This window comes from Bacteroides sp. ET225, from assembly GCF_024733745.1.
In the GTDB taxonomy this organism is placed as follows: Bacteria; Bacteroidota; Bacteroidia; order Bacteroidales; family Bacteroidaceae; genus Phocaeicola; species Phocaeicola excrementipullorum.
Genome location: NZ_JANRHN010000019.1, coordinates 58038 through 70759, shown reverse-complemented (window position 1 = coordinate 70759; position 12722 = coordinate 58038). Strand labels below are relative to the sequence as shown.

The window sequence follows — 12722 nt, the reverse complement described above, 5'->3', positions numbered from 1 at the left end:
CCGCAGTCCCCTGCATTGGCTGCACCGCAGTTCCCGGCGTTGTTGGTATCAGCAGATTCTATCTTCTTTCTGAATCCGAAGTTCTCAAAGAATGCCGACACGGCTATCCTGCATATCTCGAATACTGATATCTCCGCCTTGACGGAGATTCTTTTTGACACCCTCTTTGAATCGTCCCCTTTCTCGTCAGACACTTCCGACGCTTCTACAACGGCAAACCTGTTGCCTTTGCCTGCCGAATAGTAGGAAAGCACATCGTGAGGGTTTTCGCAGAAGTGGAATCCTTCCTTGCACAGCTCTACACGTTCCGTTTCATATTCCTTTCCGATTTCATACTGAAAATCTCGGCATCTCAGGTTTTTGTCAAACCCCTTGTAGCCTTTCACTGTCTTGTTTTCTGTTTCCATGATTGTTTATATTATAGTTTTTCCGATTCTTCTTCCTCATGCTGTATCGCTCTGAATATTTCATAAATAACCTGCGGGACTATGGCATTGCCTAATGCCTTTATGGATTCCGCTCTCCATTTTGGAAAGGTGATACCAGCCAGTCCGAGGGAAAGCCCATCATTTCCGTTACGAACAGGGGATTGAGTTGGGAAGTCTGAAAAGTATTCGGCAGGCAAGATTGTGACATGTGACATTCTCCTTTGTAATCTCTCATTTGTGGTGTAGGCAGCAAGCCGTTCATCGCCATTGCTGTAAGCCCTTTGCCCATCTGGCTGTTGGGGTTGTATTTCGTTGTATATTTCTCGCCTTCCGCTGCATTGGGAGTCGGCAACAGTCCCATTCTGCCAGCAAGTGCTAGTGTCGGTCTTTCCTTCGCACCCGGTGACGGTGATTTGTTGATACGTCCGCTCCCGCTGTCTATTGAGGTCGGGGTAGGAAGTAACTCCAACGGCATGAACTCCGTCTTCCCTTCCGCATTGCAGGCTTTCAGACCTTGTGTCTGCGGAGTCGGAAGTAATTCTTCTTGCAACAATCCACACCCTGTTCCGTCTGTGGGGTGCTCCGACGGCACAAGCCGGAATAACAAACGGCCGGACTTCGTAACCTTCTCGTTCAAGGTCACGGCAGACGGTTTCGATGACGTATTCCTGTCTGAGCGATACTCTCTTAGTGTCACCCTCTCCGAACAGAGAGACATCGCTTCCCACTTCAACCTCCTCGCCGGGCTGAACCATCGTGAGGATTCCAGCAACGTTTTCTCCAACGACCCAAGCGGGCCGGGTTTCACGTATAACTCTGACAACCTGCGGCCAGAGGTAGCGGTCATCGTCCGCTCCTTTCCGCTGTCCGGCCAGGCTGAACGGCTGGCATGGGAATCCTGCGGTGAGCACGTCGATCCGTCCGCGCCATTCTGTAAAATCTGTTTTCGTGATGTCTTCATAACTCATTGAATTTGGATACCAGTATTCAAGGACCTTGCGTCCGAAAGGGTTTATCTCGCAGTGGAATAAGTTTTCCCAGCCAACCCATTCAGCAGCTATTTCTGCGCCTCCGATTCCGGAAAAGAGTGATGCGTGTGTCATGGCCTTTCCTCCAGCTTCGCCCATTTTCTGAAGAACCTGTCGAACTCTTCAAGGTCCTTGAAGTACGCGTCCCCTTGTCCGCTCTCCCTTATCATGTCGGCGAAGCAGCGGAAGTACATGTCCGCTGACCTTGTGAAGGCATTGTGCAGCCTCCTTATTTCTCCAAGAAGCATCCCGTTCTCCTTCAGCAGGTCGGACGCTTCCTCCACAATGTTCGACGCTTCCGTGTTCAGCAGGTACGCCGCTGACAGAAGCAGGCTTGCACGGTCTATCGAGCCGTTCCTTCTTGCCCTTTCGATTATTTCTTTAGGTGGTTTCATGATTATGTTTTTTCTTGAATGTTTGTTCGCAGCTTTGTAAATTTCACTTATCGGCATAAAAAAACCCGCTTACCTTTCGGGGCGGGCATGAAAAAGGCGGTGCCGGATGGCATCGCCTTGGATATTAATGCTCTATGTAATTTATTTCTTTTTCCTACTAAATAGATATGTAACTACTATGATTAAAATGCCTATTACATTTGCGGTTGTCGTGCCAAGTAATGTTATCAATACGTTGTCTGATAGTTTGAAATTTGTTGTTTGTGTACCGGACAAAAACAGTATTACGAACACTCCAAACATGTATATGGCGGCAAATGAATAGATACGTTCGGCAAAATCCTTGCGCTGATCACGGTCTTGGCTGTCTCCACGATTCTCTTCTTCTAGCGCTTCATTTTTCAACCGTGCTTCTCGAAGCTGTTCTTTTGCCAGTTCAATATGAACATCAGTATATCCCTTGTCTACATCAACAGAAGCATCTGTTTTTATACTGGGAATTTCATCCAAAACTTTCTTTATGTCACTCATTGCTTCGGCTTGCTGTTAACAATAGCGGAATAATAAACCTTGGTCATTTCGTCCGGAATTTCCACGTTTTTCCCTACGCGATAGCAATATGCCCATGGCGTATTCTCTTTATGCAGCAAATTTATCATATCCGGAGTAGATACTCCGCGATACCGTTTCCACACGAAATCAAGAATCATCTTGATGTCTTCGTCTTTAACTTCCGGAATTATAAAATGTAAGGTTCCGTTTTCTTCTTCATCTTTTGCAATGGATGATTTAGAACGTATGGGACTATTCCCATTGTGCTTAAATGAATGATATACGGATGGGATGACCGGACCATATTTCCATGCTTCAACTGCATCGAATCTCTTATCTATTATGACACGATTAAGAACGGCCAGCGCGAATCCGTATGCTATGTACACATACTTGACAAGACGCAGCAATGTAAGTTGATAGGGTGCGGTCTTGTCTTGTATGGACTTGTCCACAAAATAGTTGGCTATTGCAATGGCATCTGTTTTCATAAATGATCCCTCCATGATACAAAAAATCCCACAGAAAAAGTATGCCATAACAATCAATTGTCATAGCATAGATTTATCCATGAGAAAACAGTCCTTTATTTTCTGTCGCAAATTAAGTGTATTTTAGCCGTTTTATGTGCGTTCCGGCTTATGTTTTGCGGCATTTATATGATTTTTTAGTATTTCTTCTCATATTTCCTGACCACCGGGTATTCCGGCTCTCCTTTCTTGAATTGGGCCAGCGTTTCTTCGCTGGCTTCCGCATTTCTCGCGTATGCGGCGGATGGGCGTCCGTCCGCCGGTGGCTCTAAAAGCCTTTGCGCTTCCTCGTCACCTGATCCGGCGCGTTGTCTTAGCTCGTTGTACCATGACAGCGAAGAATAGCCTTGCGGTGGTACAAACCTCCTCCGTTCAATCTCTTTCTGCATCATTCTGTGACTGATGGCGTCAAGCTCCCTGTTCCGGTCCGGTACGAACTCCTTGAAAAAGGCATTCCCGATTCTCCGTGCGTCGAAGCTGGCGAAAGAATTGTCATACCGTCCGGCCTTGTACCTTGCGAAGAACAGCATGAGTTCCGATAGCTTGAAGCCTTTGGTTTCTGCCGCGAAAGATTGGCAGAATATTCTGATCCCGTCGGCAACGCCTTTTTCCCTGCTGCTGGACGCTCCGAAAATACCGGATACTTGCAATTCAACCCAAAATTCGGATGAGCCTTGTCCGTAAAGAGCGTCATACTGCATCAGCGTAGGGCAGTCCGCCATATAGGCCCTTTCAGGATTCTGCAAAGTGTAGCCCCACTGAATTGGTGCAAACACCCTTTCAACGTCAGAACGGTCTTTCCACTTCGCCAGCCATCCCTTCTTCGAGCTCCCGCTTATGTCGCTGCAACAGGTCAAGAGCGTAGGCGTTTGCCTCCTGCTTGCTTGTATAATTGTTCCGATTGTTTTCATGGTTCTGTCTGTTCAACTCAATGTTCAGCCACCTCGCAAAGTGGGACATGGCATCCTTGGGCGATTTTGCATACACCCCCTCGTTCTGCAGCTTCTCAAAGAAGCGTTTGAGGAATATCCGGAACATTTCGGGAGTAAACTCCCTGTGTCCGGCATTACGGGTGTTCATCGTTACCGCTTCCTCCCACGTCCGGTTGTCCGCCAGTTCGGAATAGCATTCCTGCAAAGGCTTGTCCAAAAGTTCGGGAGGGGGGAACTTTTCTTTATCTCCCGATAGGGAGTTTTCTTTTCCTTTCTTTAATACTTTCTTTACTTTGCCGCAACCTTCCTGAATTTTCCTGTATTCTTCCAGAATAATCTTGGATTCTTCCGGAAGAATGTCGAATTGTTCGGGAATAATGATTTCTTTCCGTTTTGCCCTGATACACATGCTTACGTATCTTGATTGAATGGACGGTGAAGTAAGTACGTTCCCATTAGAGAGCAGTGCCTTGTCAAAGAGCCCCACAGCACAACAGTAACGCACTATCTCGTTCACCTTGGTTTCCTTCAATCCCCAGTACTCGGCTACGTCAAAGGCAGTACTTTCGTCCCACACAAGGAAACAGCCTCCTACCCGGTAGATTTCGTTCAATATGTATTCGTACACGGCATATCCGTCACAACCCATTCCTTTCTTCAGCCTCTTGATCCGGAGGTCGCTTTTAAATCGGTCGGTTTCGGAACTGTAATAGAGCAGTCCGGTCTTTACGTTTGCCATTTCATATCTTCCTCCTTCCAGATTCATTTAAGTTCATTCTTACAGGTATGCCTGAATGGAACACTGCAAGCAGCACAGCATCACGCATTTCCTGGTTTGTCCTTCCGGTCATCGGCGTTATCCCGCTCGCTTCCAGCATCCCGTTCAGCTCGTCATGCGTTATCTTCCCGTCCCTGCCTTTCCAGCATTTGCGCAGCGGCTTCACCTCAATTGTTTCCAGCCCGTAGTGCCTTGACATTTCGGCTATCTTGCGTGCCGTTTCGTGGTTTCGCCCCGTGTTCTGCCCGGTCTTGGCTGCCGCGGCTATGCTGCGCACCCTGTCCGTGTGCCAGTTCGTGGCGTTCATCCATCCGGCTTCCACTATTACGGCCACCTTTTCGCCCTTGCCGGCAAAGTTCTGCCTGACATGCCGGAGGTAGTCCGTCAGGTCGGGGAAACACAGCGTCGTGGCTTCCATCTTTTTTGAAGACAGATTGAACTCCGCCACGCCGGACTTGTCCACGTCCGGGTCGATAGCGATGATTCTGTCGTATCTTTCCATGTTCATCCTCCTAACATTTTAAGCCTTACATTCAGTATGTTGCTCTCCCTTATCAGCCTGTCCGCCGTAGGGTTTGACAGCAGCGGGTTTTCCATCAGCCACCGTCTTATCTCCGCAAGGCGTTCTTTTGTCGCCTGCCTTTCCTCTTCGTTTGTCCTTATCATGTCTTCTCCTGTTTAGGTTTTCCCGTATCTGTCTGCGTACCTTCTTGGCCGTAAGCATGAGCTTGCGCGGCACTTCTCCGGTGTCTTCCTCCGTCCGCCTCGCCTTTTCGTACAGTGCGGCGAGAATCTGTACCGAATCCTCGGTTGTGATAGTGATTTTCATATTGCCTTGTTTTGGTTCGTGGCGCACCGTGGGATCGAACCACGCTGACCCGGCGTTGCTGGTTGCTAATCCTGTTATACTTGTCGCCTGCCGTGCGCCGTGCTCCCCGCAGTCCCATATACCGTGCCGTCGGCATAACTTGGGGTTAGGTAGTATTATATTCATACACATCTGAATATTCCGTTATGGAATTATGCCTGTTCACTAAAATGTATGCTTTCTTGTATTGTTCATGAATAGTGTCCCCATGAAATACGATTCCAGATATTCCTCGTATCGACAAATTGAACAAGAGGAAAGGAACTGTCTTGTCAGACAACTCGTCGCATATAATCAGATGCTCGTTAGGCTTATAGTCAAATGGATGTGACTTCATTCTGTTCCTGTGCCAGTTGCTTATTAGCATTCCTCCTGTTCCCGCGGCTGGTTCGTATGTAAACCCTTTATCGCTTCCGATTATTTGGGAAACAAGTTTTGAGATACATTCCGGCGTGAAATCCTGCTTGTTGTTCTTTCTGTCGGCATGTTCATCTTCAAAATATTGATGAAACCAATCGAATGAAAAATCAAACCTGAAAAGTTCCGACATTTCAGAAAACACTTTTCTTTTTTCATCTCCGTTTTCCAAAATAAATTTCATTATTTTTTCAGGAGCCTGATAGCTGTCATTAATTGACAATATCCTGTTTATCTCAAATAATGTACTTTTCATGTGAGGTCTTTATTTCGTCATTGCTTGATTGGGCGTAAATTGTAGTTGTGTTAATGCTTTCATGTCCCAGCATTTTCTGAACCTGTTCAATAGGCATGCCACGCTTTAGCGCAAGAGTTGCGGCCGTCCTTCTGAACCTATGGGGATGCACGTTCTCTATTCCAACCCTTCTGCCAAGATTCCTTAGCATAATTTCTACAGCTCCCCTTGATATTCTATGAATATCTTTCTTAAAGAACACCTCGTTTTTCATTCCCGAATAATCTGATATGAATAATGCTTCCAAAGTGTCATTGCGTTCACGCAGATATTCTTCTAATGAAATCTTACATCTTGAAGATAGATATACAGTTCTGTATTTACGACCTTTACCTAATACATCCACTTGGCCATTTAATAAATCTATATCATTTCTGTTTATATTTACCATCTCCGAAACGCGGCATCCTGTGGAAAATAGAAATTCTATAATCGCCTTGTCCCTCTTGGTTTTCGCACCATGACGAAGGATTTCCATCTCATCCTCATTCAGGGGCTTCTTTAGCCTCTTTGTCTGCCTTATACCCTTTATTCTCAGTGTAGGGTTTCTGGAAGTTATGTTTTCCTCTGTGGTCCATGAGAAAAATGAGCTTAGCGTTCTTCGTATATTGTTCAATGAATTGTCACTAAGCTTTTCAAGTTTTTTCATTGCGAGATATATCCGTATGTCATCCGTCGTTATCTCATTGATATGTTTCCCAGTCTTTTTTAAGAATGCCGAAAGTATTGTCCGGTAATAGGACAATGAGCTTCCGCACAGTCCTTCAACTGCCTTAGCCACAAAGAATTTTTTCAAAATCATTTCATCTCCATTGTCATATACGATAACGGAGGTTTCTTTTCTTTGCAAATCAAAATCCTTTAGGCTGAATGAAACAACCTCAATTGTTTTCTGAATATATTCATTTGGAATCTTCCCGTATAGGAGCATTCTCAACTCGGAAAAATAATCTTCTTTCATCGTTTGCATACCCATTCATAAAAGTATTATTCTTCATACCCTATAATATCCTTCCAAACTTCTTCCATAAGAATAGTTTTATAAAAATTCTTTATTATTTTCTATTGCCTGTTGGATATGGATTAAAAAATCACGTTCAGAACTACTTGGTAAGTAAATGCCGGCGACTGACGCTGACCAGTTGCGGAAGCGGTCGATGCTGAGAGTCATTTCACCTGTTGTCAGTTCGGCAGAACTTCTCAGGTAAGTCACTTCCTTGCCTTTCCTGTCGGGCTTATCGTCAATAAGTTCGACAAGCCCGTTCCCTTGCAAATTCATCCCCATAGCTGTTTGGCAAGATCATATTTCCTCTGCAACTCATTCACTTCCTTCTTGGCATAAGCAAGAGAGTAGGCATGTTCTCGCGGATATTTACCGGACTTCAAACCCTCGTGATACACCTTAGCCTTCTCCAACTTATACTCATAGAAGTCAATGCTCTCCGGCATAGAAAGATTGACGGTATCCGCTCTTGCATCCCAATACTCAGCGATCCTTTCATGTTCGGCAGCCCTATCGCTGAATTCTACGCTTTTGCCCATGTTATTCCAAGCGTCATCTATCATCTTACGATGCCTGCGTTCACTGTGATGGCCGACTTTGACAGGCTCTCCAAGAGAAAGAAAATCCCTGTCCTTATTTGATTTTTCATAATACTCATAGCTCTTGCGGCCAGCAGACGCAGCCCATTCACGCCTTCGTTCCGCTCTGCGCTTCGCCCATTCCTGTACGTTGAATCCGTCAGCACGGACAACGGAATAATAATAGAACCCGTCACGCTCGAAAATCAGATTGAAAACTATACTTTCATTTTCTTTTCCATACTTGGTTGTTACCGGTATCTCTTCCCCCTTTTCGTGCCTTTCATCGCACTTCGCCAGAAATACGTTCGGGCAAAACTTGTAATAAGTGTTCATAATGATTTAATTTATCGGTTCGACTTTAATGCCATAAAAAACCACGGCAAATGCCGTGGCAACGTTCATTCAACAAGGCCATCAAAAAGCCCGCGGATTCTCGGCTTCAACGCCCCGCATTCCTCACGGAAAAAATCCTCCTTCGTCCGTCCCATTTTCCTTCCCTTACGAGTATGAACGTCAAAAGTATAAACAGGTATTGGAATCGGATTCTTCCTTACATCCTCAATCCATCTGTCCGCATCAACCAATTCCTTGTCATAGACAAAGTTCTGGAGATGATCCGCATCACGGCATTTCCGGCACTCGCACAGAAGAATGACAGCCTTGCTCACAAAAATCCGCCCTTTGGGTTCTTTACTCCCCTTGTTGACCAGTTCATGTCCCTGCCATAGAGCCTCAATCTCTTTTGTTATAAGGCCATAACAATCTTCTGCACTTATGGTGTAGAGCCTTTTCCATACATAATCCCGATAGCCGCTCGTCCACAGTTCCAGAGCGAAATATCCGGCAACGGAAGCGTCCGCCCTTCTGACCGCCTTCTGCATTGCAGAAGCGACTTCAAAAAAATCATATCCCCTAACGGTTCTCACAATCATATATAACTGATTTTTATTGTTTTACATCCGTAAAGTTAGTTCATGACGGCAAGATTTGCAAACGGAAACTTCGCCATTTTACCGCCATTTTTCAATACCTGAACCTACAGGTTATATTGTACTGCACAAGCTGCTTCGTCTTGTCCTTGCCGTTATTTGTCGCCCCTTTCAGGTTAATGCTGTCGCCGAAATACTTCCGTATGAGCATGATGGAACGACGTTCCTCTGCCTGATTGCGGAATGCCGCCAGACCTCCGGAATTGACGAATGTCGATTTCTGCTCGAAATTGTAGCGCAAGTCCGTAAGAATCTTCCTCTCCTTGTATTTCATATAACAGGATATCCAGAAGTCCTCCTTCAATTTAAGATCTTCATTCCACCATGTATTCTTGTCGTAAAAAACTCCATAGCTGCACCCGGTTATCATCTTTGACAATGAAAGGAATCCGGTTTCGTCATACATGACCGGTGAAATCCGGGAAGTGAATCCGAACAGATGGACATCCATCATTTCAGCAATTTCTGCAAGACTAAAAATTATTCCGGTAATCCTGTCCTTGTCCTTTATTCTCGAAGGCTCCCCTTTCTCCGCATACAATGACTTGCACGCATGGACGTCATCGTCAAGCATGAAAAGGTTTCTGAAATGCCTCGCCATCCAGTTGCGCTTCGGAATAAGCCCTATTATATCATCCGGGTGCGTTACAATCTCACAATCCGGGTTATATTGGCGATACAAGTCAGCCTGGCTTTCGGCTACACAAATGATGGGATCATTCACAAGTTTCTTTGCAAATACCCGGTCATGCCTCTTATGGCTTGGAATCACGATTCTCAATTGCATGGCGTACATCCTTTATGCTGACAACATTGCTTTTGCTTATCTTTCCGGTCTTGTATGACTCCATATGCTGCATGTCCAATGCTTCACGAAGCCAATTGCCGTCGACCTCATTGGCGGAAACAATGATGAAAAGTTCATATTTCTCATCAAACTTAGGAATGAGAGGATAAACGGCCGTTTCGTCCGTTACAGCCTCGAAACGGTCCTTGAATTCGTCCCTTTCCGGTTTCTGGGGAAATTCCACGCCCCAGTCCTGCAGCTCAGACCTGTCCCATTCGTTCAACATGACATCCATATCATTCTCTCCGAACGAAACATTGTCTTTGGCCGCATACTCTCTCAACTTCCTTATTTCCGTGGATATGTCAAGCACTTTACAAGGAACCTCCGTATAACCCAGCTCCTTGCAGGCCCTGAACCGGAGATTCCCGCAAACCACTATAAACCTGTTGTCACCGTGCGGATAAACTATAAGCTCCCGCAATTCAAGCATTTCAGGACTGTCCTCAATGCTTTTTTTCATCGCTTCATAACGGTTATCCCTAAAGAATCTGGGATTCTTAGGAAGTCCCCGAAGTTGTCCCCTGTTCATATCAAGACATGATACCGGGATATTCTGGAATGTAAATTCTGCTTTCATACCTGCCATTTTTTCAACATCACAAAAATCATCATCTCTTCAGCGGCACGCCAATCACTCCATTCGCTCGTTGTAGGCGACCTTATCCTTGATAAGCTGTTCTATGTCCCTGCATCCGATACATTCAAGATAAGTCACGGCGGATATGACTATGTCCGCCGCTTCTTCCTCACGCTCGCTCCATCCGCCGATATGGGGACTGGGCCTGTCGGCAGCGTCCATCAGTTCCCGCCATTCGGCCGATATGCCGATGGCAAGTCCCCGGTGGCTGCTGTGGACCGTTATCTTGTGCCTGCTCAACGCCGTTTCACGGCATTTCCGGGCAAGTCTGTTAAGTGTTATCATCGGTTTTTCAGATTAGCATGTTCAACTTAAATTTGTCCGGGAAGGCTTTCAGGGGCTTCTGTTTCCCGTACCGTTATCCTTGACAGTCATGCATCTTCCTCCTTTCTTCCTGAAAGTTCTTCAAGCCTTTCCCGCAGTTTCCTGTCCTTCTTCTCGTATGCCTGGGCAAGTTTCCTTGTCATTTCTTCAAACTTGTCAGGGTACTGCTCCATGAACAGCCTCGTCTGGCACTTGTACAGATATTCCGTATAGGTCACGGATGGGTCCGAAAGGTTCTTCATGATGAAGGCCCGGTACCATCTGTTACGCTCGGACTGATGGTTCTCCGCATATTCGACCAGCATGGACCTGTTTCCGGAAAGCCCCAGCCCGTCAAGGAACTCATACCCGCAGGAACCGAGGACTATCGCATCGAGCACCAGCCTCTCGCAGGCGGAAAGTTCGTCCTTTCTGGCAGAATATCCGGCGGACGATGAGGCCCATTCCCTCATGGTTTCCCTCGACTTCTCGACGACCAGCTCCTTGTTGCGCTTCATCTTGGACTTTATCCTGTCCGTTTCGATTTCCTTCGTGTCACCCGCCGCAAAGCTGCCGGAAGCATTTTTCCGGCTGACATAGTAATACGTGACCTTGAACTCCGGCCCCATATAGCCCACGACATTGATGCACCTGTAAATCTCATGCGAGGCAAGCATCTCCCTGATTCTCGCGTCATCCTCAGAATACCAGCACCTGTGCGAGAACACCGACGAGCGGACAACTTCAAAGCCGAGGGAGGAATACAGCTCTTCCGCCTTCCTGTTCATCTCCTTCATGCTGTCGGTGCAGTATCCGTCCTCGTCGATGACAATGACGGATTTCCCGAACTGAAGCGGCTCTCCGGCCTTTACAAGGTTTCCGGCCTCCTTCATCACCCGATACCTGACATACCCGGACATCTTTTTCCCGAAACATTCCGGATCGGTGCATTTCTGTCCGTCCGGCTTCATCTCATAGAACAGGCATCCGTAATTCGCAGTATTGTTCGGACATGCGGAGCACAGCGGAAAAGATTCGTCGAAACCGTCCTCCGCAAAGAACGGAGCCTTGTCCAGCACGCGGAATTCCCTTGTCACATAATCCTTGATGTCCCTGTACGTCAGGCCGTCATCCCCGACCGTTTCAAGGAGCCGTTCCTGAAAGCCCTTGTCCATCTTCGCAAGCAGCATGGCCCCCGAAACAGGTATGGAACCGTCCCTCAGCTTGCAGACAAAACCGGGAACAAGGCCGCAGAGCTTCACCCTGTCCTGAACGAACCGGACGGACTTGCCGAACCGGACCGCTATGTCCTCCAGGCTGCTCCCGTTTTCAAGCAGAAGGGAGAATGCGACAGCCTCTTCAATCGGGTCAACGTCCTGCCTCTGGAGATTTTCAGTGATCATCGCGTCGAAAGCCTCTTCGTCGGTCATCTCCCTTACGATACAGGGGATTTCATCATAACCGGCGCCCCTTTCCGAGAGCAGCTTGAACGCCCGGAAACGCCTCTCCCCGCAGACTATTTCATAAGCTGCCGGAATGTGAAGGGTTTCCAGCGTTCCGCTGTCTATGTCCTCATAGGAATCCCTTGTCTTCCGGACCGTTATGGGCTGCAGCAATCCCTGCTTCCCGATATTGCTTGCAAGTTCCTCGATGCCTGCAGCGTCGAATGTTTTACGAGGATTCCGCGGCGACGGATATATGTCGGCCACGGGCAGTTTCACATATTCACTCATAATTGCATCTGTTTGACTTTTAGTTCGTTATATCTGTAAAGTTAGTTCATGGCGGCAAGATTTGCAAACGGAAACTGCGCCATTTTACCGCCTTTCCAGGATTGAGAAGAATCCCCTCCTTGCGGTTTCTTCAAAAGTTCCGACATGCCTCTCCGGAACGGACACAAGGCATTCCCCGTTGACGGTGAGATGCCCGTCCCACCCGAAATGGCGGCATATCCTATCCTTCTCCGCCATCCCTTTTCTGTTGAACTTGATTACGAAGCACTTTCTCTTCCCTGCGTTTCCTGTCATATTCTTCCAGTTGCCTTTTCAGGGCCGCCGCAGCCTCCCGGTCCCCTCAGGAAGCACGAACCTGAGCACCTCCGGTTCATAGTTTTCTTTTTCGTTCGACATTCTTTTG

At 47.0% G+C, this 12722-nt stretch carries 17 protein-coding genes and 2 pseudogenes; all 19 read right to left on the bottom strand.

What is annotated here, in order from left to right; translation table 11 throughout:
• Positions 1-407 (bottom strand): annotated as a pseudogene (locus tag NW212_RS09665) (hypothetical protein); the annotation flags it as partial.
• 11 nt (positions 408-418) lie between these two features.
• A complete protein-coding gene (locus NW212_RS09660) occupies positions 419-1531 on the bottom strand; it encodes a DNA (cytosine-5-)-methyltransferase (protein WP_309148249.1) in 1113 nt (370 codons plus the stop codon).
• Positions 1528-1908, bottom strand: coding sequence for a hypothetical protein (locus NW212_RS09655; protein WP_258338438.1), 381 nt, complete (start codon positions 1906-1908; stop codon positions 1528-1530). The genes NW212_RS09660 and NW212_RS09655 overlap by 4 nt, the downstream gene beginning before the upstream one ends.
• An 84-nt stretch (positions 1909-1992) precedes the next feature.
• Positions 1993-2382: a hypothetical protein gene (locus NW212_RS09650; RefSeq protein ID WP_258338437.1), complete on the bottom strand. Its 390-nt coding sequence runs from the start codon at positions 2380-2382 to the stop codon at positions 1993-1995.
• Positions 2379-2894, bottom strand: a complete 516-nt coding sequence (locus NW212_RS09645; RefSeq protein WP_258338436.1) for a Panacea domain-containing protein — start codon at positions 2892-2894, stop codon at positions 2379-2381. Before NW212_RS09645 ends, NW212_RS09650 begins: the two co-directional genes overlap by 4 nt.
• Before the next feature lie 176 nt (positions 2895-3070).
• Positions 3071-3709 carry a DUF6633 family protein gene (locus NW212_RS09640; protein WP_258338435.1) on the bottom strand — a complete coding sequence of 213 codons (639 nt, stop codon included), beginning with the start codon at positions 3707-3709 and terminating at the stop codon, positions 3071-3073.
• A 10-nt stretch (positions 3710-3719) separates the two neighbouring features.
• Positions 3720-4631, bottom strand: a complete 912-nt coding sequence (locus NW212_RS09635; protein WP_258338434.1) for a DUF4373 domain-containing protein — start codon at positions 4629-4631, stop codon at positions 3720-3722.
• Complete coding sequence (locus NW212_RS09630) at positions 4606-5151, bottom strand: hypothetical protein (RefSeq protein WP_258338433.1); 546 nt, start codon at positions 5149-5151, stop codon at positions 4606-4608. Before NW212_RS09630 ends, NW212_RS09635 begins: the two co-directional genes overlap by 26 nt.
• A gap of 12 nt (positions 5152-5163) precedes the next feature.
• On the bottom strand, positions 5164-5472 hold the full coding sequence (locus NW212_RS09625) for a hypothetical protein (RefSeq protein ID WP_258338432.1): 309 nt from the start codon (positions 5470-5472) through the stop codon (positions 5164-5166).
• Positions 5473-5617: 145 nt separating this feature from the next.
• Positions 5618-6184 (bottom strand): N-6 DNA methylase, encoded by a 567-nt coding sequence (locus tag NW212_RS09620; protein WP_022052718.1) that lies wholly within the window; start codon positions 6182-6184, stop codon positions 5618-5620.
• Positions 6165-7184: a tyrosine-type recombinase/integrase gene (locus NW212_RS09615; RefSeq protein ID WP_022052717.1), complete on the bottom strand. Its 1020-nt coding sequence runs from the start codon at positions 7182-7184 to the stop codon at positions 6165-6167. The genes NW212_RS09620 and NW212_RS09615 overlap by 20 nt, the downstream gene beginning before the upstream one ends.
• 78 nt (positions 7185-7262) lie before the next feature.
• Positions 7263-7454: pseudogene (locus tag NW212_RS09610) on the bottom strand (hypothetical protein); the annotation flags it as partial.
• A 44-nt stretch (positions 7455-7498) separates the two neighbouring features.
• Positions 7499-8140, bottom strand: coding sequence for a DUF3560 domain-containing protein (locus tag NW212_RS09605; protein ID WP_258338430.1), 642 nt, complete (start codon positions 8138-8140; stop codon positions 7499-7501).
• A 65-nt stretch (positions 8141-8205) separates the two neighbouring features.
• Entirely contained in the window at positions 8206-8739 is a 534-nt protein-coding gene (locus NW212_RS09600) for a hypothetical protein (protein WP_258338429.1), read from the bottom strand.
• A gap of 91 nt (positions 8740-8830) precedes the next feature.
• Positions 8831-9583, bottom strand: coding sequence for a hypothetical protein (locus tag NW212_RS09595; RefSeq protein ID WP_258338428.1), 753 nt, complete (start codon positions 9581-9583; stop codon positions 8831-8833).
• Positions 9552-10223 carry a ParB N-terminal domain-containing protein gene (locus NW212_RS09590; protein WP_258338427.1) on the bottom strand — a complete coding sequence of 224 codons (672 nt, stop codon included), beginning with the start codon at positions 10221-10223 and terminating at the stop codon, positions 9552-9554. Before NW212_RS09590 ends, NW212_RS09595 begins: the two co-directional genes overlap by 32 nt.
• Before the next feature lie 54 nt (positions 10224-10277).
• Entirely contained in the window at positions 10278-10568 is a 291-nt protein-coding gene (locus NW212_RS09585) for a hypothetical protein (protein WP_258338426.1), read from the bottom strand.
• An 86-nt stretch (positions 10569-10654) separates the two neighbouring features.
• The gene (locus NW212_RS09580) at positions 10655-12319 is read right to left on the bottom strand and encodes a ParB/RepB/Spo0J family partition protein (protein WP_258338425.1); all 1665 of its coding nucleotides are present in this window, start codon (positions 12317-12319) and stop codon (positions 10655-10657) included.
• Between the two features lie 84 nt (positions 12320-12403).
• Complete coding sequence (locus tag NW212_RS09575) at positions 12404-12613, bottom strand: hypothetical protein (protein ID WP_258338424.1); 210 nt, start codon at positions 12611-12613, stop codon at positions 12404-12406.
• Positions 12614-12722 lie beyond the last annotated feature (109 nt).

What these genes read in the sequence shown, in the direction of transcription:
- NW212_RS09660 (WP_309148249.1), bottom strand. Translation starts at nt 1,531, where the DNA reads ATGACACACGCATCACTCTTTTCCGGAATCGGAGGCGCAGAAATAGCT.
- NW212_RS09655 (WP_258338438.1), bottom strand. Translation starts at nt 1,908, where the DNA reads ATGCCGATAAGTGAAATTTACAAAGCTGCGAACAAACATTCAAGAAAA.
- NW212_RS09650 (WP_258338437.1), bottom strand. Translation starts at nt 2,382, where the DNA reads ATGAGTGACATAAAGAAAGTTTTGGATGAAATTCCCAGTATAAAAACA.
- NW212_RS09645 (WP_258338436.1), bottom strand. Translation starts at nt 2,894, where the DNA reads ATGAAAACAGATGCCATTGCAATAGCCAACTATTTTGTGGACAAGTCC.
- NW212_RS09635 (WP_258338434.1), bottom strand. Translation starts at nt 4,631, where the DNA reads ATGAATCTGGAAGGAGGAAGATATGAAATGGCAAACGTAAAGACCGGA.
- NW212_RS09630 (WP_258338433.1), bottom strand. Translation starts at nt 5,151, where the DNA reads ATGAACATGGAAAGATACGACAGAATCATCGCTATCGACCCGGACGTG.
- NW212_RS09625 (WP_258338432.1), bottom strand. Translation starts at nt 5,472, where the DNA reads ATGAAAATCACTATCACAACCGAGGATTCGGTACAGATTCTCGCCGCA.
- NW212_RS09620 (WP_022052718.1), bottom strand. Translation starts at nt 6,184, where the DNA reads ATGAAAAGTACATTATTTGAGATAAACAGGATATTGTCAATTAATGAC.
- NW212_RS09615 (WP_022052717.1), bottom strand. Translation starts at nt 7,184, where the DNA reads ATGAAAGAAGATTATTTTTCCGAGTTGAGAATGCTCCTATACGGGAAG.
- NW212_RS09605 (WP_258338430.1), bottom strand. Translation starts at nt 8,140, where the DNA reads ATGAACACTTATTACAAGTTTTGCCCGAACGTATTTCTGGCGAAGTGC.
- NW212_RS09600 (WP_258338429.1), bottom strand. Translation starts at nt 8,739, where the DNA reads ATGATTGTGAGAACCGTTAGGGGATATGATTTTTTTGAAGTCGCTTCT.
- NW212_RS09595 (WP_258338428.1), bottom strand. Translation starts at nt 9,583, where the DNA reads ATGCAATTGAGAATCGTGATTCCAAGCCATAAGAGGCATGACCGGGTA.
- NW212_RS09590 (WP_258338427.1), bottom strand. Translation starts at nt 10,223, where the DNA reads ATGAAAGCAGAATTTACATTCCAGAATATCCCGGTATCATGTCTTGAT.
- NW212_RS09585 (WP_258338426.1), bottom strand. Translation starts at nt 10,568, where the DNA reads ATGATAACACTTAACAGACTTGCCCGGAAATGCCGTGAAACGGCGTTG.
- NW212_RS09580 (WP_258338425.1), bottom strand. Translation starts at nt 12,319, where the DNA reads ATGAGTGAATATGTGAAACTGCCCGTGGCCGACATATATCCGTCGCCG.
- NW212_RS09575 (WP_258338424.1), bottom strand. Translation starts at nt 12,613, where the DNA reads ATGACAGGAAACGCAGGGAAGAGAAAGTGCTTCGTAATCAAGTTCAAC.